This window comes from Bradyrhizobium sp. ISRA442 (genome assembly GCF_038085055.1).
GTDB lineage: Bacteria > Pseudomonadota > Alphaproteobacteria > Rhizobiales > Xanthobacteraceae > Bradyrhizobium.
Genome location: NZ_JALGCN010000001.1, coordinates 161,756 through 178,238, shown reverse-complemented (window position 1 = coordinate 178,238; position 16,483 = coordinate 161,756). Strand labels below are relative to the sequence as shown.

Below are 16,483 nucleotides of genomic sequence, written 5' to 3'. Positions count from 1 at the left end.
CCCGGACGCGGCGCAACGCGCCGCAGCGCCGGGACCCAGAATGCCGCCACGTGGGCCCCGGATCAGCCGCGCACCACGCCGCTGGGGCGGCGCGCTGCGCAGCATCCGGGGTACGAGACCTCAACCCGCCTTTACCGTCCCACCCGCTCCGTCGTATTCAAGCGCCATGGCAAGAGCAGCAAAAACCAAAGCCAAGCCGCTTCGCGACGTCGCCGATCTCACCCAGGCGCAGGCCAAGGTCGAGCATATGCGGCTCGCCCTCGAGCTCGAGGAGCACGACAGGCGCTACTATCAAGAGGACGCGCCGACGGTCACCGACGCCGAATATGACGCGCTGCGTCAGCGCTTCAATGCGATCGAGAAGCGCTTTCCGGAGTTCGTCAGCGCGGAGTCGCCGTCACAGAAGGTCGGCGCCGCGCCGTCAGGGCGCTTCAAGAAAGTCCGGCATGCCCTTCCGATGCTGTCGCTCGACAACGCCTTTGCGGAAGAGGATGTGCGCGACTTCGTCGGCCGCATCGCGCGATTCCTGAAGCTTGCCGATGACAAGATCGATTTCTCCGCCGAGCCGAAGATCGACGGGCTCTCGATGTCGCTGCGCTACGAGGGCGGCGAGCTCGTCACCGCAGCGACGCGCGGCGACGGCGCGGTGGGCGAGGACGTCACCGCCAATATCCGCACGCTCGAGGACGTGCCGCAGAAGCTGAAGGGCCGCAACGTTCCCGAGATCTGCGAAGTCCGCGGCGAGGTCTACATGACCAAGAAGGCGTTCCTGGCGCTCAACGAGCGGCAGAAGGCCGCCGGCGACACCGTTTTCGCCAATCCGCGCAACTCGGCCGCAGGCTCCTTGCGGCAGAAGGACCCCACCATCACGGCCTCGCGCCCGCTCGGCTTCTTCGCCTATGCCTGGGGCGAGATGAGTGCGATGCCCGAGGGTACGCAGAGCGGCATGATCCACTGGTTCGAGCGCTGCGGCTTCAAGACCAATCCGCTGACCAAGCTGTGCCACTCGGTCGAGGAGTTGCTGGCCTTCCATCATTCGATCGAGGAGCAGCGCGCCGAGCTCGACTACGACATCGACGGCGTCGTCTACAAGGTCGACCGCATCGACTGGCAGGAGCGGCTCGGTTTCGTCTCGCGCACACCGCGCTGGGGCATCGCGCACAAGTTCCCGGCCGAGCGCGCCATGACGGTGCTGCGTGACATCGAGATCCAGGTCGGTCGCACCGGCTCATTCACGCCCGTCGGCAAGCTCGAGCCGATCGGCGTCGGCGGCGTGATCGTGCAGAACGTCACGCTGCACAACGAGGATTACATCAAGGGCATCGGCAATAAGGGCGAGGTCTTGCGTGAGGGCCGCGACATCCGGATCGGCGACACCGTCGTGATCCAGCGTGCCGGCGACGTCATCCCGCAGGTCGTCGACGTCGTCATCGACAAGAGGCCCAGGAGCGCCAAGGAATTCCATTTTCCGAAGAAGTGCCCGTGCCCGCTACACACCGACGTCGTGCGCGAGGAGACGGCGACCGGCGAAGAAGGCTCGCGCGCCCGCTGCACCGGCGAGTTCGCCTGTCCCTATCAGAAGATCGAGCACCTCAAGCTGTTCGTGTCGCGGCGCGCCTTCGATATCGACGGCTTGGGGGAGAAACAACTCCAATATTTCTTCGACGAAGGTTTCGTGAAGGAGCCCGCCGATATCTTCACGCTGGAAAAGCGCAATTCGAAGCTCAAGCTCGAGCAGATCGAGGGCTACGGCGCAACGTCGGTGCGCAATCTCTTCGGCGCCATCGAAAGCCGGCGCAAGATCGCGCTGGAGCGCTTCATCTACGCGCTCGGCATGCGCCATGTCGGCGAGACCACGGCGCTGGCGCTGGCGCGCGGCTATGGCTCGTGGGACGCTTTCCACGATGCCTGCCTCAGGGTCGCCAAGGACGACAAGGAGGCGATGGCCGACATGGACGCGCTGGACCAGATCGGCGACACCGTGATCAAGAGCATCGCAGACTATTTCGGCGAGAGCCACAATCGCGGCATCGTCGAACGGCTGACCAGCGAGGTCGAGATCGTCGACGCCGAGAAGCCGAAGCGCAACTCGCCCGTCACCGGCAAGACTGTCGTGTTCACCGGCTCGCTGGAGCGCATGACACGCGACGAAGCGAAAGCAACCGCGGAGCGGCTGGGCGCAAAGGTGTCGGGCTCGGTGTCGAAGAAGACCGACCTCGTGGTCGCAGGTCCGGGTGCCGGCTCGAAGCTCGCGGAAGCCAACAAGCACGGCGTCAAGGTGCTGACCGAGGAAGAGTGGCTGAAGCTGATCGGGGAGTGAGGTTTGCTCCCATCGCGCCTTTCAATGCGCTGTCATCACCCGCGAAAGCGGGTGATCCAGTATTCCAGAGGCCGTGCGGGGACACGGAGAGGCCGCGGCGTACTGGATGCCCCGGTCAAGCCGGGGCATGACACCGAGATTGGGGAGGCGTCTTACGCCCCTCACATCATCCCGCGCTCTTCCTCCTCGGCCTGCTCGATCAGCGTCTCGGTCACCACCACTTCGCGGCGCGGCACGATGAAGATCATCGTGGCGGCGCAGAGTAGCGAAATCGCGAGGATCGCCGCGGTCAGCGGCAGCGTCGTGGTGGAATGGCCGCCGAGATAGGCGCCGAATTGCGACATCAGCGCGCCGATGCCCTGCTGGAGAAAGCCCATCGCGCCCGATGCGGTGCCGGCGGCCTCGGGGCGGATGCTGATTGCGCCGGCGGCCGAGTTCGCCATCACGAAGGCGTTGCCCGCCATCACGATCATCTGCGTTCCGAACAGCCATGCCGGCGCTTCGTTCCAGCCCGCAAAGCTCCACACGAGGTTGGCGAGGCTGCCGCAGAGTTGCAGGCCGAGGCCAAGCCAGATCAGCTTCTCGAGTGAGTGCCGCGGCGCAAAGCGCACGCAGAGCAGATTGCCGACCAGATAGGCAAAGCCGGTCGTCGCAAACCACGCACCATATTCGGCACTGCTGCGGCCCATCTGCGTCACCACGATGTAGGGACCGCCGCCGGCGAAGGCGAAGATGATCTGCGAAGCCAGCACCTGGCACAGCACATAGCCGACGAAGGCGCGGTTCCTGATCAGGATGCCGACATCGCGGCGAAAGCCGCTGCCGGCGGCGCGGTTTCGGCGCGTCTCCGGCAGCGCGAACGCGATGCCGACGGCGACCGCGATCGCGCCGATGGTGATGGCATAGAAGATCGCGCGCCAGCCGAACACGGTCTCGATCAGGCCACCGGTCAGCGGCGACAGCATCTGTCCGATCATCAGCGCTGCGACCACGAGGCTGATCATGGAGGCGACGCGCTCGCGCTCGTAGATGTCGCGGATGATGGCGCGGCTCACCACCATGCCGGCGGCACCGCCCAGCGCCTGGAAGAAGCGCGCGGCGATCAGTTGCGGCAGGTCTTGCGCGAAGATGCAGGCAACACTCGCCGCCACCATCAGCGCCAGCCCTCCGAGCAGCACCGGCCGCCGGCCGAACTTGTCCGATAGCGGCCCCATGATGATCTGCGAGCAGGCGATGCCGACCATATAGAGCGACACCGTCATCTGCGCGATCGAGATGTCGCGGCCGAACGTCGTCGCAAGCACCGGCAGCGCCGGAACCAGCATGTAGAGGGAGATTGGCGCTATGCCCGTCATGACGGCCAGCAACAGCAGCATCACGCGCGAGGTCGCGATGTTCCCGTGCGCTGCCGCTCCCCGCGGCTTGCTGATCATGCCGTGCATGCGTGTCCGTCTCTTCAAGAATTCGAATCGACTGTAGCGCGCTCGCGCAAGGCGCATATCGGCGTTTCGGAATGCGGCCATACCGAAACCGGGAGGGTTATGATGACGGCGGGCGGAGAGGCCGTTGTTCTGCGGAGCGCGTGGTGGGAAGTTGGTGCGCTCGCGCCTCGTTGCCGGTGTCATTCCCCGCGAAGGCGGGGAATCCAGTACGCGCGGCTTCTCCGCATACAACTGCGGTCTCTGGAATACTGGATGCCCCGCCTGCGCGGGGCATGACGGCTGTGTTGAGGATAGAGCCTTGCGCAAATCGCGTAGCGCTATGCGTGCGCTACGTCAGCTCCGCCGTGGCCTGATCCAGCCACGCCCTGGTCGCCTCATCCAGCGCCGGCCGCACCTCGGCGCTGACGCGGGCGTGGTAGGCATTGAGCCAATCGAGCTCGTCTCGGCTCAGCATCGCGACGTCGATCAGCCGGCGGTCGATCGGCGCCAGCGTCAGCGTCTCGAATGCATTCATCGGTTTCTCGGCGCCCGGAATGTCTGCCGCGACCACCAGCTCGAGATTTTCGATGCGGATGCCAAAACCATCGGTCTTGTAGTAGCCGGGCTCGTTGGAGAGGATCATGCCGCGCTTCAGCGGCGTGGTGCCGAGCTTCGAGATCCGCGCCGGCCCCTCATGCACCGAGAGATAGCTGCCGACGCCGTGGCCGGTGCCGTGCTCGAAATCGACGCCGGCGGCCCAGAGATATTGCCGCGCCAGCGTGTCGAGCTGCGCGCCAGTGGTGCCGTCGGGGAACACCGCGCGCGCGATCGCGATGTGGCCGCGCAAGACACGAGTGAAGCGGTCGCGCATCTCGGCGGTCGGCTCGCCCACCGCCATAGTGCGGGTGACGTCGGTTGTGCCGTCTTCGTATTGTGCGCCGGAATCGATCAGCAAGAGGTCGCCGCGTGCGATCCGCCGGTTGCTCTTGCGGGTGACGCGGTAGTGCACGATGGCGCCGTTCGGTCCGGTGCCGGAGATGGTCGGGAACGACACGTCCTTCAATGCACCGGTGTCGCGGCGGAACGTCTCCAGCGCCTCGACGGCATCGATCTCGGTGAGCTTGCCGCTTCCTGCCTCGCGGTCGACCCAGGCGAGAAAGCGCGCCAGCGCCACGGCATCGCGCCGGTGCGCGGTTTTCGTGCCGGCGATCTCGGTCGTATTCTTGACCGCCTTCAACAGCGCAATCGGATCGTTGCCGCGCACCGGCTTGCCACCGGCGCCTGTGATCAACCGGCTGAGCGCATCGGCCGCGGTGGCATTGTCGAGCGCAATCGCGGCGCCGCTCTTGGCGAGCGCCATCAGCGTCGGCGCCATCGCATCGGGCTCGCGCACATCCGCCGACTGCTCGAGATGGTCGCGGGTCAGGTTGGAAAGCTTGCGGTGGTCGATGAACACGGTCGGCCGGCCGTCCTTCGGCACCAGCGCGTAGGACAGCGGCAGCGGCGTGTGCGCGACGTCGGCGCCGCGAATGTTGAAGGTCCACGCCACGGCATGGCTGTCCGACAGCACCAGCGCATCGACACCGAGCTTTTCGATCTCGCTCCGGATCTGCTTCAGCTTCTCGGCTTCGGCGGTACCGGCATATTGCAGGCCGTGCACCGCGACCGGCGCGAGCGGCGGCAGCGGCCGGTCCGGCCAGACTGCGTCGACCGGGTTGCTGTCGACGGCGACCAGCTCGGCGCCGGCCTTGGCGCAGGCGCCTGCGAGGCGCTCGGCTGCCGCAGAAGTGTGCAGCCACGGATCAAATCCGAGGCGGTCGCCGGGCTTCAGATGCGCCGTCAGCCAACTCTCCGGCGGCGGATCGATCAAGGACTCCACCGCCCAGGCCTTCGCATCGACCTGCTTGGCGGCCTGAAGCGTGTAGCGGCCGTCGACGAAGACTGCGGCCTCCAGGGTCAGAACCACCGCAAGTCCCGCCGATCCCGTGAAACCGGTCAACCAGGCGAGCCGCTCCTCCGATGGCGCCACATATTCATTCTGCTGCTGGTCGGCGCGCGGAATCACGAACCCCGACAGCTTGCGGCGAGCGAGCTCTTCACGAAATGCGGCAAGCCGCGCCGTCAATGCGACGCCGGCCTCCGGCTCCTCGAATGTCTGGAAGTGCGCTTCGAACATGGCAGGCTCAGTTTAGGATCAAGGGGATCAGTCCGCAATGTAGACGCATTTGCAGCGCATTTGGCATGGACTGTGCTTGAAAAATTCCGTCTGAGTCGCGTGGAGTAAAGGGATGCGGCCTCTAGGCTTCGTCCGGATAACAGGGAAATTCGAGCAAGTGGTTCTACTCAACGGCGAGGGGACACACGATGCCAGCGTTCACCTTTGAGAAGATCTCGCCGCCGGTCCGCCGCGCCCCGGCTGCAACGACGCCCAAGAAGCCGCGCGGCGTCATCAGCCAGATGATCGACCGTTTCGCCGAGCGCCGCGCCCGGCGTGCCCTGCAAGGCGACTGCGCGCCGACGCGCCGGGAAGAGAAGCCGGCGGAGTAGCGCCGCATCGACGGCTTCGTAGGCTGGGTTAGCCGAAGGCGTAATCCACCAACTTTCCATTCACGGGCGAGACAAGTGGTGGGTTACGCTTCGCTAACCCACCCTACAGCAGCTCAACCCACCTTGCGCAGCAACAAGCTGCTCCAGCCCTCGATCCGCAGATGGCGCAGCGGAACGAGCCCGCGCGCGCGGTAGGCGGCGATCACAGCAGGGGCCTGATGGGTCAACAGGCCGGAAAGGATCACCCGGGCGCCAGGGGCGAGATGCCGCGTCATCGGGCTCGCCAATTGCCGTAACGGATTGGCGAGGATGTTGGCCAGCACCAGGTCGAACGGGCCGCACTCGGCAAAGTCCGGCGCGGCGAAGCCGGTGGCGCGGATCGCCCGCACATGGTGACCAACTTCGTTCAGCCTGGCGTTCTCGGCCGCCACGCGCACGGAAGGCGGGTCAATATCGGAGGCGAGCACCGCGCGATGCAGCGCCTTGGCTGCTGCGATCGCCAGCACGCCGGTGCCGGTACCGAGGTCGAGCACGCGCCGTGGCCGCGCGCTCTTCAGGATATGGTCAAGCAGCAGTAAACAGCCGCGCGTGGTGCCATGATGGCCGGTGCCGAAGGCGAGCGCCGCCTCGATCTCGATGGCGAGCTTGTTCTGCGCCACGCGGTCGCGATCATGGCTGCCGTGCACCACGAAGCGCCCCGCCGGCACCGGGATGAGATCTTCCAGGCTCGCCTTGACCCAGTCCTTGGCCTCGATCGTATCGAAGGCGAGTTGATCTGCGATCTCGTTTCCTGCTGAAGTTGCAACGACTTCGCGCAATAGCGCCTGATCAGGCGCCTCGGCGAAATGCAGGGTGACGTCCCATTGTCCGTCCGGCCGCTCGAAGGCGGCAACTGCCGCGTCGCCATCGAAAAAGACCTCAGTGAGCACGTCGACGACACGCTTGGCCGCGGCCTCAGTGCCGATTGAAAAGCTTGCGCGATGGGTGGGAGATGGCTGCATCTTAAGGTTCCGCTGGATTCAATTTTTAGAGTTTTTGTTCCCAATTTTCCGCATAACTTGCAGTTCTCGGATTAACCTGACCGTAGGTTGTATCCCGTAGCTTTCCGGATGTTGGAGGCAACCAACACAGCTTTAAATGGAAACGGAGGCGAGTCTTGAAGCGTTTGGTTCAGAAGTTCTGGTCCGATGAATCCGGGGCGACCGCGATCGAATACGGCCTGATCGCAGCCGGTATCGCGCTGGCGATCATCACCGTGGTGAACAGCCTGGGCACCACCCTGAACGAGAAGTTCGGTGCGATTAGCAGCTCCTTGAAGTAATTTCAGCCTTCCATTTCCCAGCGGCGGCTACATTCTTCATAGACGGCTTTTTTGACCAACGCCCGCAAGGGGATTGCCCCCTGGCGGGCGTAGTCGCTTTCGGCGGCGGCTTTCACAGCGATGTCCACAAACCGTCCGCCTATTCCTCGGATGCTGTCGACCATCCTTTCCCGCCGCTTATCCCAGGGTTTTCCACGGCATTTTCCTCCGCCGCGCACAGGCATCCACTGTCTCACCGGTCGTGTCTCAGTTTGGAATTTCCGCTCACGCCCCCTGGCGGATGTTCCTTCAGTCGTCGCCGATCGAACGAATGACCCGCGCCGGATTTCCTCCGACATGCAGCCACACCATCGCCCGTCCGACGTTTGCCAACATGGCCGCCGATTCCGGCGTCCTCTGGTGAATGGTCTTGATGCCATCCTCATCCATGCGTGATTTTCCTCGGTCGACAGCCCGTCCACAGCTCATCCACAGTCTTATCCACGGTTTCCGAACAGCGAGCGATGATCCCTTAGGATCACCCGCGCCGCATTGTGCCCGGGGGCGCCGGTGACGCCGCCGCCGGGGTGTGCGCCGGAGCCGCAGTGATACAGCCCCTTTAGCGGCCCGCGGTAATCAGCGTGGCCCAGCATCGGCCGCGCCGAGAAAAGCTGGTTCAGCGTCAGCGCGCCGTGAAAGATGTCGCCGCCGAGCAGGCCGAACTGCCGTTCGAGATCGAGCGGCGAGAGAATCTGGCGGCCGAGCACGCTGGCCGCAAAGCCAGGGGCATATTTGTCCACCGTCGCGATCATGAGATCGGCGACTTCCTCGCGGTGATCGTCCCAGGACTTGCCGTCGGGCAGTTCCGGAGCGACGTGCTGGCAGAACAGGCTCGCGACGTGCTTGCCCGTGGGCGCAAGGGTGTCGTCGAGTGTCGAGGGGATCAGCATCTCGACGATCGGCTCCCGGCTCCAGCCCTGTGCGCGCGCATCGAGATAGGCGCTGTCCATGTAGCCGAGGCTCGGCGCGATGATAATGCCCGAGGTGAGATGATCACCCTCGCCCGGCAGCGCGGTGAAGGAGGGCAGGTGGTCCAGCGCCACGTTCATGCGGAAGGTGCCGGAGCCGTTCTTCCAGTGGCGAATGCGCGCGAGGAAGTCGGCGGGCAGGGCCTGCGCCGCGACCAGCCGCGTATAGAGCAGCTTTGGATTGACGTTGGCCGCGACATATTTCGCGCGGATCGTCTCACCATTTTCCAAGATCACGCCGGCCGCGCGGTCGCGCTCGACGATCACCTCGCGCACGCCGGCGTCCGTCTCGATCGTGACGCCGTGGTCGCGCGCGGCGCGCGCCATCGCCTGCGTGATCGCGCCCATCCCGCCGATGGCGTGGCCCCAGACGCCCTTCTTTCCGTTCACTTCGCCGAAGGCGTGATGCAGCATCACATAGGCCGATCCCGCCGCGTAAGGGCTCGCGTAGTTGCCGACGATCGCATCGAAGCCGAACAGCGCCTTGACGAGATCGTGCTCGAACCGCTCGTCCAGCATCTCGCCGGCCGAGCGGGTGAAGAGGTCGAGCAGGCTGCGGCTCTGTTCCAGCGTCAGCCCACGCAGGATGTTGGCGCTCTGGACCGCGTTCATGGCCTCGCGGATCGCGCCAACACCAAAGCTGGCGAGCAGGTTCGGCGGCGCACGCAGCACGAACTGCCGCAACACGTCGGCGATGTCCTCCAGCTCGCGCGAGAAGCCGTCGAGCGCGTCGGCATCATGGGCGCTGAGCCGCGCGACCGCGCTTTTCGTCCTTCCCTCGCCGGTGAGGAGATAGTGGCCATCGGGCGCGGGCAGAAAATTCTGCGCGCGCCGCTCGACGACGCGCAGGCCCCTTTCGGCGAGCTTCAAGTCGCGGATCACCTGCGGATTGAGCAGGCTCACGGTGTAGGCTGCAACCGAGTTACGGAAACCCGGATGAAACTCCTCCGTGACCGCTGCGCCGCCGACCACCTTGCGGCGTTCGACTACGCATACGCGCAGGCCCGCCATCGCGAGATAGGCCGCGCAGGTGAGGCCGTTATGGCCAGCGCCGATGATGACGACGTCGGTTTCGGTCATGAGGTTCAACTTGTTCCACGGCCATTCTGGGTTTGCGCTTTCGCGCGTGCCGGAATGACACCTGTATATCAGGTGTATATCAGGCATGGCCCGCCGCAACATCACGACAGCCTTTATTGCTCGTTCAGGGCCCTTGTGCTCCATTGCGCGCGCCCGGCGCCCGCCGGGGTGAAGCCGGAGCCCGCATGGATTCGATCGTGCAACCCGCTGCCATGGAGCAGCCGTCTTCGTCGCGCAACCGCCTGTTGCTGACGGTCTATACGGCCGCGATCTTCGTCAGCGCTCTGCTGCTGTTTTCGGTGCAGCCGCTGTTCACCAAGATGGTGCTGCCGCGGCTCGGCGGCTCGCCGGCCGTGTGGTCGGTGGCGATGGTGTTCTTCCAGTCGCTGCTGCTTGCGGGCTACGCCTATGCGCATCTGTTGATGCAGGTCAGGAACCGCATCATTCCGGTGGTGGTGCATCTGATACTGCTGATCGCGGCCTTCGCCACGCTGCCGCTCGGCATCGCTACCGCCTATGGCGAGCCGCCCAGTTCAGGCTATGCGTTCTGGCTGCTCGGCCTGTTCGCGGTCTCGATCGGTCTTCCGTTCTTCGCGCTCGCGGCCAACAACCCGCTGCTGCAGGCCTGGTTCGTCCGCACCGGTCATCCCGATGCGCACGATCCCTACTTCCTCTATGCCTCCTCCAACATCGGCAGCTTCCTCGCGCTGCTGTCCTATCCGTTCCTGCTGGAGCCGATGTTCACGCTGCATGCGCAGAACCGGCTCTGGACCGGCGGCTACGGCCTTTTGATCCTCCTGATCGCCGGCTGCGGCGTGCTGCTGTTGCGTTCGCCGAGACTGACCGCAGTCGCCGTGCAAACCGGGGACACCAATGCGCCGGCACCGAGCCTCGCGACGCGGCTGCGCTGGGTCTTCCTCGCCGCGGTGCCCTCGGGCCTGCTCATCGCCGTGACCGCGCACATCTCCACCGACGTTGCGGCGGCGCCGCTTTTGTGGGTGTTGCCGCTGTCGCTCTATCTGTTGACCTGGGTGCTGGTGTTTCAGTCGCGGCCGCTGCTGCCGCACAAATGGATGCTGATGCTCCAACCGGTCGCGATTGCCGGCGTCATCCTGCTGCTGGCCTTCGGCGGCGAGCAGAATCTGCTGCTCACGCTCGGCGGCCATCAGCTCTGCTTCTTCGTCATCGCCATGGCCTGTCATGGCGAGCTGGCGCGGACGCGACCGGCGGCAAGATATCTCACTGGTTTCTACGTCGCGCTGTCGTTCGGCGGCATGGTCGGTGGCCTGTTCGCGGGCCTGCTTGCGCCGTTCACCTTCTCGTGGATCGCTGAATATCCGATCCTGGTCGCGCTTGCCGCGCTGTGCCGACCCTCGGCAGACGAGCGACTCGCGGGCCTCGTCAAATGGTATTGGCTGGTGCTCATCGCACTCGCGGTGGCGCTGATTGCCCCATCCTGGACGACGGGCGACCTCTCGACCTGGTTCGAGGATCACCGCGTCTGGGTTGCCGGCGCCGTCGGTGTGCTCGCCGCGTTGCTGGCGCTCACGCTCAATGCCGGCCGCTGGAAGATCTTTGCCACCGTCGTGCTCGCGCTGGCGCTGGCGCGGATCTATCCGGCGGATGAGGGCCGTGTCGTCACGGTGCGCAGCTTCTTCGGCGTGCACAAGATCGTTGTGACGCCCGGCGGCTATTTCCACGTGCTGATGCACGGCACCACGATTCACGGCGCCGAGCGCTTCCGCAACAATGACGGCGCGCCGGTCACGGGCCGCCCGGAGCCGATCACCTATTACCATAAGGACGGCGGCATCGGTCAGGCCATCACCGCGATCCGCGAGCGCAAGGGCGCGCCGCTGAAGGTCGCCGCGATCGGCGTCGGATCGGGCACGCTCGCTTGCGCTGCGGAGCGAGGGGAGAGCTGGAAGTTTTTCGAGATTGACCAGTCCATGGTCGACGCCGCGCGTGATCCGAAGAATTTCCGCTACATCTCGAGTTGCGCGCCGGACCTGAAGCCGGTGATCGGCGATGCGCGCCTCACCTTCGCGAAGGAGCCGGACGGCGCCTACGACCTCATCATCGTCGATGCCTATTCGTCGGACGCGATCCCGATCCATCTCGCCACCGCGGAGGCGATGAAGATCTACAAGGACAAGCTCGCCCCGCACGGCGCCGTGGTGATGCACGTCTCCAACCGGCATCTCGATCTCGAGCCCGTCGTGGTCGGTATCGCCGATGCCAACGACTTGAAGAGCTGGGTCTACAACGAGGATTCCGGGCGCGACGCGGACTACATCTTCTCGACCGACGTCGTCATCTCCGCACGCGAGGAGGCGGACGTCGGCAAGCTCGCCGCCTCCAAGCAGTGGGAGGAGACCGATGCCGACGACAACGTGCGCGTCTGGACCGACGACTATTCCAACATCCTCGGTGCGCTCTATCGGCGCCTGAGGAATGGGGAGTAGGGCTGTCAGGACAGTAGAGAATCTCGTGCCCCGGACGCAGCGCAATGTGTTGCGGTGCGCTGCAGAGCCGGGGGCCATATTTCTGGGTCGCGGCTCTGCGTCGCGTCATACGGGACGATGCTTCGCATCGCCCGGCATGCCGCGCCGCGTCCGGGACACGAGATCGTTTGAGACTTACGGCTCGACCGGCGTCCCCGCCGGCAGCGCAATGCCCTTCTCGCCGGCAACCCGTCGCACCAGGTCGGGACGATCCGAGATGATGCCGTCGACGCCGATCTCGATCATTCGCGCGATGTCCTCGGGCTTGTTGACCGTCCACACCACGACCCGCAAGCCGAGCGCGTGGGCCTCAGTGATCAGTGCCGCAGTCACGTCGCCGAAATAGGGCGACCAGATCGCCCCGCTCGCAGCCTTGATGGTCCGCGGTAGCGAGCCGGCATGATCGGCAGGACTGAAGCCCGCCGTCCAGCTCGTTGCCTTGTCGAGCGCGATGGTCGGCGCGGAGCCACGCTGAAGCGTGAGATAGACGGTCGGAATCTTGGGCGCCTGCTGCTGGACGAGCTGCAAGGTCCGCCAGTCGAACGACTGGATCATGACACGATCGGAAAATCCCTCGGTCGCGATCAGCCCGAGCAGCCTGCTGACGAAGGCCTGCGGACCCAGCGACTCGTCCGGATGGTCCGGATCGATCTTGGTCTCGATGTTGAAGCGCACGCGGCCGTTGCCCGACTTGCGCACCAGTGCGAAGACCTCGTTCAGCGTGGGAATGCGCGTGCCGGGCACGGCGTGCTGGTCGGGGAATTGCCTGGCATAGGCGCTGTCCGGCCTGATCCGGCCCACGTCGTATCTTTTGACCTCTTCCAGCCGCAATTTCAGGAAGGGCGTGCCGGGGGAAGCGACGTAGGCGCCACTGGCATCGCGCGCAAGGTCCGGATTGAGCCCGCGCTCATGCGACACAACGACCTCGCCGTCAGCGGTGACACCGACGTCGAGCTCCAGCGTGTCGACGCCCATCGACAGCGCATTGGCGAAGGCCGGCAGGGTATTCTCCGGCATCAGCGCCCGCCCGCCGCGATGCGCCTCGATGTCGAACGAAAGGTCAGATGCCATCGCGCGGCCTATCAACAGAATCGTGAACGCGACTATGGTCACCGCACGTGATGGCATCATGTTTTCCCGGGCAAGAGCAAAGGGCGAGATCCCAGCGCTTTTTTGGCGCGTTCGGCCCAGTCTGTACGGTCGTCACGGCGTCGCCGCTCTGGTGGCGGCCGGAGATACTGCGCGGAAAATCGTCGAACGCGGCGAGGCCGCGTCGCGTTCAAATGGCGTCAGTTCTGATAGTAGTTGTAGCCGCTGCGCGGCTGATAATACTGGCGCGGCTGCTGCTGATAGTAATAGCCCTGTTGGCCGTAGTTTTGGCCGTAACCCTGGCCGTAGTACTGCTGCGGTTGCTGCTGGTAGACCTGCGTATCGTAGACTTGGCGGGTCGAGCGCGGCGCCGGATAGCGCGCGCCGGTATCGCTGCCATCGGCCGGATAGATGTAGTTGTCGTCCTGCGGCATGTAGCGGCGCGGCGGTGCCTGCGGCGTCAGATCGACGGGCTCGCCGGCGGCGGTGTACTGATCGCCGGCCGGCTGCGAGGCGCGCGCAACGGCATTGCGGCCGCGCGGATTGCGCGCCAGCGCAACCGTGGCAGAGCCGGTCAGCGTCACCGTGGTGTTGAGCACGCCCTGCTCCTGCACGAGCGCATAGAGCGTCGAGGCATTCTGGCGCGACAGCCGCACGCAGCCATGCGAGGCGGGCGTGCCGAGCCGGCTGACGGAATCGGTGCCATGGATGGCGTGCCCGATCTTGGTGAAGAAGATCGAGTGCGGCATCGGCGCGTCGTCGAATTCCTTGGAGTAGTGGTCCTCTTCCATGCGGAAGGCGCGGAATGCGCCGCTCGGCGTCTCGCGCGAGGGGATGCCGGTCGACACCGGCCAATGGTAGCGCTCGACGCCGTCGACGGCGACGGTCATCTGCTGATTGTCCTTGTCGATGGTGATGGCGACCTTCGCCTGCGCGGTGCCCGTGCTCAAAAGCATCAGGGAAGTGAAAACAATGAAAAAGGAACGCATCTGACTCTCGGCCTCCGGCCTGTTCACGCAGGCGTCGCAGCTTTCCGTCCCCGGCGTGCACTATGCCTGCAATCCGGCTTTGGTTCCAGCGGGCTGCCCCATGCATCGTTAACGTGGCGCCGGGCGTAAGCAAGGCCACATTGCGCCACACCGCTGCCGGCGGTGCTGACATTTTCGCGAGCGGGCCAGCGCATTCAGCTCGACGACAATTCGTCATAAATGCGCAACCATTTGGCCGCATCTAGCATTGAACAAGCCTAATTCTTCAGCCGATAACCCGTGCGGAAGATCCACCAGATGATGGCGAGACAGATCACCAGGAATGCCAGCGTCATGCCCATGCTGACCGACACGCTGACGTCGGCGATCTCGTAGAAGCTCCAGCGGAAGCCGGAGATCAGATAGACCACGGGGTTGAGCAGCGCCACGGTGTGCCAGGCCGGCGGCAGCATGTTGACGGAGTAGAAGCTGCCGCCGAGGAAAGTCAGCGGCGTCACCACCAGCATCGGGATCATCTGCAGCTTCTCGAACCCGTCGGCCCAGATGCCGATGATGAAGCCGAACAGGCTGAAGGTGATCGCCGTCAGCACCAGGAAGGCCAGCATCCAGATCGGGTGCTGGATGTGCAGCGGCACGAACAACCCGGCGGTCGCGAGGATGATCAGGCCGAGGATGATCGATTTGGTCGCGGCGGCGCCGACATAGCCGAGCACGATCTCGAAATAGGAGATCGGCGCCGACAGGATCTCGTAGATCGTACCGACGAATTTCGGGAAGTAGATGCCGAACGAGGCATTCGCGATGCTCTGCGTCAGCACCGACAGCATCACGAGGCCCGGCACGATGAAGGTGCCGTAGCTCACGCCCTGGACCTCGCTGATGCGCGAGCCGATCGCGGCGCCGAACACCACGAAATAGAGCGAGGTCGAAACGACCGGCGAGACGATGCTTTGCAGCAGCGTGCGCCAGGTGCGCGCCATTTCGAACAGATAGATGGCGCGGATGGCGCGATAGTTCATGACGTCCTCACGAGGTCGACGAAGATGTCCTCGAGCGACGATTGCGTCGTGTCGAGATCGTTGAAGCGGATGCCGGCGGTGCGCAGGTCGCTGAGCAGGCTGGTGATGCCGGTGCGCTCGCCCTTGGTGTCGTAGTCGTAGACCAGCGTCGCGCCGCTGTCGCAGAGGTCGAGCTTGTAATGGCTGAGGCTCTCCGGCAGCGCGCCGAGCTTGCCTTGCAGGTGCAGCGTCAGCCGTTTCTTGCCGAGCTTCTGCATCAAGGTCGCCTTGTCCTCGACCAGCACGATCTCGCCCTTGTTGATGACGCCGATACGGTCGGCCATCTCCTCGGCTTCCTCGATGTAATGCGTGGTGAGGATGATGGTGACGCCGGATTGCTGAAGGGTGCGCACGACCTCCCACATGCCCTTGCGCAGCTCGACGTCGACGCCGGCGGTGGGCTCGTCCAGGAACAGGATTTGCGGCTCGTGCGACAGCGCCTTTGCGATCATCACACGCCGCTTCATGCCGCCGGAGAGGGTGAGGATCTTGTTGTCCTTCTTCTCCCACAGCGAGAGGTCCTTCAGAATCTTCTCGATATGGGCCGGGTTCTTCGGCTTGCCGAACAGGCCGCGGGAGAAGCTCACGGTCGCCCACACGCTCTCAAAGGCATCGGTATGCAGCTCCTGCGGCACGAGGCCGATCAGCGAGCGCGCCTTGCGGTAGGAGGTCTGGATATCCTCGCCGCCGACGGTGACCTTGCCCTCGCTCGGATTGGCGATGCCGCAGATGATGGAGATCAGCGTGGTCTTGCCGGCGCCGTTGGGACCGAGCAGGGCGAAGATCTCACCGCGCTTGATATCGAGATTGACGTTTTTCAGCGCCTTGAAGCCGGACCCATAGGTTTTCGACAGGTTGGCGACGGAGATAATGGAGGACATGACGGCCGGATGGCTGGGGGAAGGGAGGCTGGAACCCGCCGGGGGGCAGGTCAGCGGAGCCCTGAAATAGGAACGCGCTTGCGCGGCCGCAATTCCCCGGAGAAAAATGGTCTCAAAACAGGCCCTTCCGGGGCAGGTTCCGGGCAACTGTTGCGCAACAGTCACGCGCTGCGGCTAAGATTGTCGCTCACGCGGCTCTTTGTTGCGTCTGCGAGCACTGCGTGGCTACGATTCCGGCCAATCGCGAAGCGTGTGTCCCCAGGGAA

The 16,483-nt window shown here is 64.7% G+C and carries 14 protein-coding genes; 4 read left to right on the top strand and 10 right to left on the bottom strand.

Translation table 11 applies throughout. The annotated features are described in order from the left end of the window. Nucleotides 1-166 precede the first annotated feature (166 nt). Nucleotides 167-2,320 (top strand): NAD-dependent DNA ligase LigA, encoded by a 2,154-nt coding sequence (gene ligA, locus MTR72_RS00800; RefSeq protein WP_341509986.1) that lies wholly within the window; start codon nt 167-169, stop codon nt 2,318-2,320. Between the two features lie 161 nt (nt 2,321-2,481). On the opposite strand, the gene MTR72_RS00795 is transcribed toward ligA, so the two are convergent. Beyond that, nucleotides 2,482-3,762 (bottom strand): multidrug effflux MFS transporter, encoded by a 1,281-nt coding sequence (locus tag MTR72_RS00795; protein ID WP_341509985.1) that lies wholly within the window; start codon nt 3,760-3,762, stop codon nt 2,482-2,484. Between the two features lie 328 nt (nt 3,763-4,090). Then, complete coding sequence (locus MTR72_RS00790) at nt 4,091-5,917, bottom strand: aminopeptidase P family protein (RefSeq protein ID WP_341509984.1); 1,827 nt, start codon at nt 5,915-5,917, stop codon at nt 4,091-4,093. A 188-nt stretch (nt 5,918-6,105) separates the two neighbouring features. Between MTR72_RS00790 and MTR72_RS00785 the strand changes: the two genes are divergently transcribed. Continuing rightward, complete coding sequence (locus MTR72_RS00785) at nt 6,106-6,288, top strand: hypothetical protein (RefSeq protein WP_280965825.1); 183 nt, start codon at nt 6,106-6,108, stop codon at nt 6,286-6,288. Between the two features lie 113 nt (nt 6,289-6,401). Here MTR72_RS00785 and MTR72_RS00780 read toward each other — a convergent pair whose 3' ends face one another. Then, on the bottom strand, nt 6,402-7,289 hold the full coding sequence (locus MTR72_RS00780) for a 50S ribosomal protein L11 methyltransferase (RefSeq protein WP_341509983.1): 888 nt from the start codon (nt 7,287-7,289) through the stop codon (nt 6,402-6,404). A 155-nt stretch (nt 7,290-7,444) separates the two neighbouring features. On the opposite strand from MTR72_RS00780, the gene MTR72_RS00775 reads away from it, so the two are divergent. After that, on the top strand, nt 7,445-7,609 hold the full coding sequence (locus tag MTR72_RS00775) for a Flp family type IVb pilin (RefSeq protein WP_280965823.1): 165 nt from the start codon (nt 7,445-7,447) through the stop codon (nt 7,607-7,609). A 2-nt stretch (nt 7,610-7,611) separates the two neighbouring features. Here MTR72_RS00775 and MTR72_RS00770 read toward each other — a convergent pair whose 3' ends face one another. From MTR72_RS00770 to MTR72_RS00760, 3 genes are all read right to left on the bottom strand, one after another. Continuing rightward, the gene (locus MTR72_RS00770; protein WP_341509982.1) at nt 7,612-7,773 is read right to left on the bottom strand and encodes a hypothetical protein; all 162 of its coding nucleotides are present in this window, start codon (nt 7,771-7,773) and stop codon (nt 7,612-7,614) included. Between the two features lie 124 nt (nt 7,774-7,897). Then, a complete protein-coding gene (locus MTR72_RS00765; protein WP_341509981.1) occupies nt 7,898-8,038 on the bottom strand; it encodes a hypothetical protein in 141 nt (46 codons plus the stop codon). Nucleotides 8,039-8,085: 47 nt separating this feature from the next. After that, entirely contained in the window at nt 8,086-9,696 is a 1,611-nt protein-coding gene (locus tag MTR72_RS00760; RefSeq protein ID WP_341509980.1) for a phytoene desaturase family protein, read from the bottom strand. Nucleotides 9,697-9,881: 185 nt separating this feature from the next. Between MTR72_RS00760 and MTR72_RS00755 the strand changes: the two genes are divergently transcribed. After that, nucleotides 9,882-12,161 (top strand): fused MFS/spermidine synthase, encoded by a 2,280-nt coding sequence (locus tag MTR72_RS00755; protein WP_341509979.1) that lies wholly within the window; start codon nt 9,882-9,884, stop codon nt 12,159-12,161. Nucleotides 12,162-12,335: 174 nt separating this feature from the next. Here the strand turns inward: MTR72_RS00755 and MTR72_RS00750 are convergent, their stop codons facing one another. The 4 genes from MTR72_RS00750 to MTR72_RS00735 all read right to left on the bottom strand — a co-directional run bounded on the left by MTR72_RS00750 (nt 12,336) and on the right by MTR72_RS00735 (nt 16,217). Beyond that, nucleotides 12,336-13,328, bottom strand: a complete 993-nt coding sequence (locus tag MTR72_RS00750; RefSeq protein ID WP_341509978.1) for a glycerophosphodiester phosphodiesterase — start codon at nt 13,326-13,328, stop codon at nt 12,336-12,338. Nucleotides 13,329-13,489: 161 nt separating this feature from the next. Continuing rightward, nucleotides 13,490-14,278 carry a L,D-transpeptidase gene (locus MTR72_RS00745; RefSeq protein ID WP_341509977.1) on the bottom strand — a complete coding sequence of 263 codons (789 nt, stop codon included), beginning with the start codon at nt 14,276-14,278 and terminating at the stop codon, nt 13,490-13,492. Nucleotides 14,279-14,535: 257 nt separating this feature from the next. Continuing rightward, nucleotides 14,536-15,297 carry an ABC transporter permease gene (locus MTR72_RS00740; protein ID WP_341509976.1) on the bottom strand — a complete coding sequence of 254 codons (762 nt, stop codon included), beginning with the start codon at nt 15,295-15,297 and terminating at the stop codon, nt 14,536-14,538. Beyond that, the gene (locus MTR72_RS00735; RefSeq protein ID WP_341509975.1) at nt 15,294-16,217 is read right to left on the bottom strand and encodes an ABC transporter ATP-binding protein; all 924 of its coding nucleotides are present in this window, start codon (nt 16,215-16,217) and stop codon (nt 15,294-15,296) included. Before MTR72_RS00735 ends, MTR72_RS00740 begins: the two co-directional genes overlap by 4 nt. Nucleotides 16,218-16,483: the final 266 nt, after the last annotated feature.

Excerpts from the sequence above, each read along its gene's own strand:
- MTR72_RS00770 (WP_341509982.1), bottom strand. The coding sequence starts at position 7,773 with ATGGTCGACAGCATCCGAGGAATAGGCGGACGGTTTGTGGACATCGCT.
- MTR72_RS00755 (WP_341509979.1), top strand. The coding sequence starts at position 9,882 with ATGGATTCGATCGTGCAACCCGCTGCCATGGAGCAGCCGTCTTCGTCG.
- MTR72_RS00780 (WP_341509983.1), bottom strand. The coding sequence starts at position 7,289 with ATGCAGCCATCTCCCACCCATCGCGCAAGCTTTTCAATCGGCACTGAG.
- MTR72_RS00745 (WP_341509977.1), bottom strand. The coding sequence starts at position 14,278 with ATGCGTTCCTTTTTCATTGTTTTCACTTCCCTGATGCTTTTGAGCACG.
- MTR72_RS00760 (WP_341509980.1), bottom strand. The coding sequence starts at position 9,696 with ATGACCGAAACCGACGTCGTCATCATCGGCGCTGGCCATAACGGCCTC.
- MTR72_RS00740 (WP_341509976.1), bottom strand. The coding sequence starts at position 15,297 with ATGAACTATCGCGCCATCCGCGCCATCTATCTGTTCGAAATGGCGCGC.
- MTR72_RS00750 (WP_341509978.1), bottom strand. The coding sequence starts at position 13,328 with ATGCCATCACGTGCGGTGACCATAGTCGCGTTCACGATTCTGTTGATA.
- ligA (WP_341509986.1), top strand. The coding sequence starts at position 167 with ATGGCAAGAGCAGCAAAAACCAAAGCCAAGCCGCTTCGCGACGTCGCC.
- MTR72_RS00795 (WP_341509985.1), bottom strand. The coding sequence starts at position 3,762 with ATGCACGGCATGATCAGCAAGCCGCGGGGAGCGGCAGCGCACGGGAAC.
- MTR72_RS00735 (WP_341509975.1), bottom strand. The coding sequence starts at position 16,217 with ATGTCCTCCATTATCTCCGTCGCCAACCTGTCGAAAACCTATGGGTCC.
- MTR72_RS00790 (WP_341509984.1), bottom strand. The coding sequence starts at position 5,917 with ATGTTCGAAGCGCACTTCCAGACATTCGAGGAGCCGGAGGCCGGCGTC.
- MTR72_RS00765 (WP_341509981.1), bottom strand. The coding sequence starts at position 8,038 with ATGGATGAGGATGGCATCAAGACCATTCACCAGAGGACGCCGGAATCG.
- MTR72_RS00785 (WP_280965825.1), top strand. The coding sequence starts at position 6,106 with ATGCCAGCGTTCACCTTTGAGAAGATCTCGCCGCCGGTCCGCCGCGCC.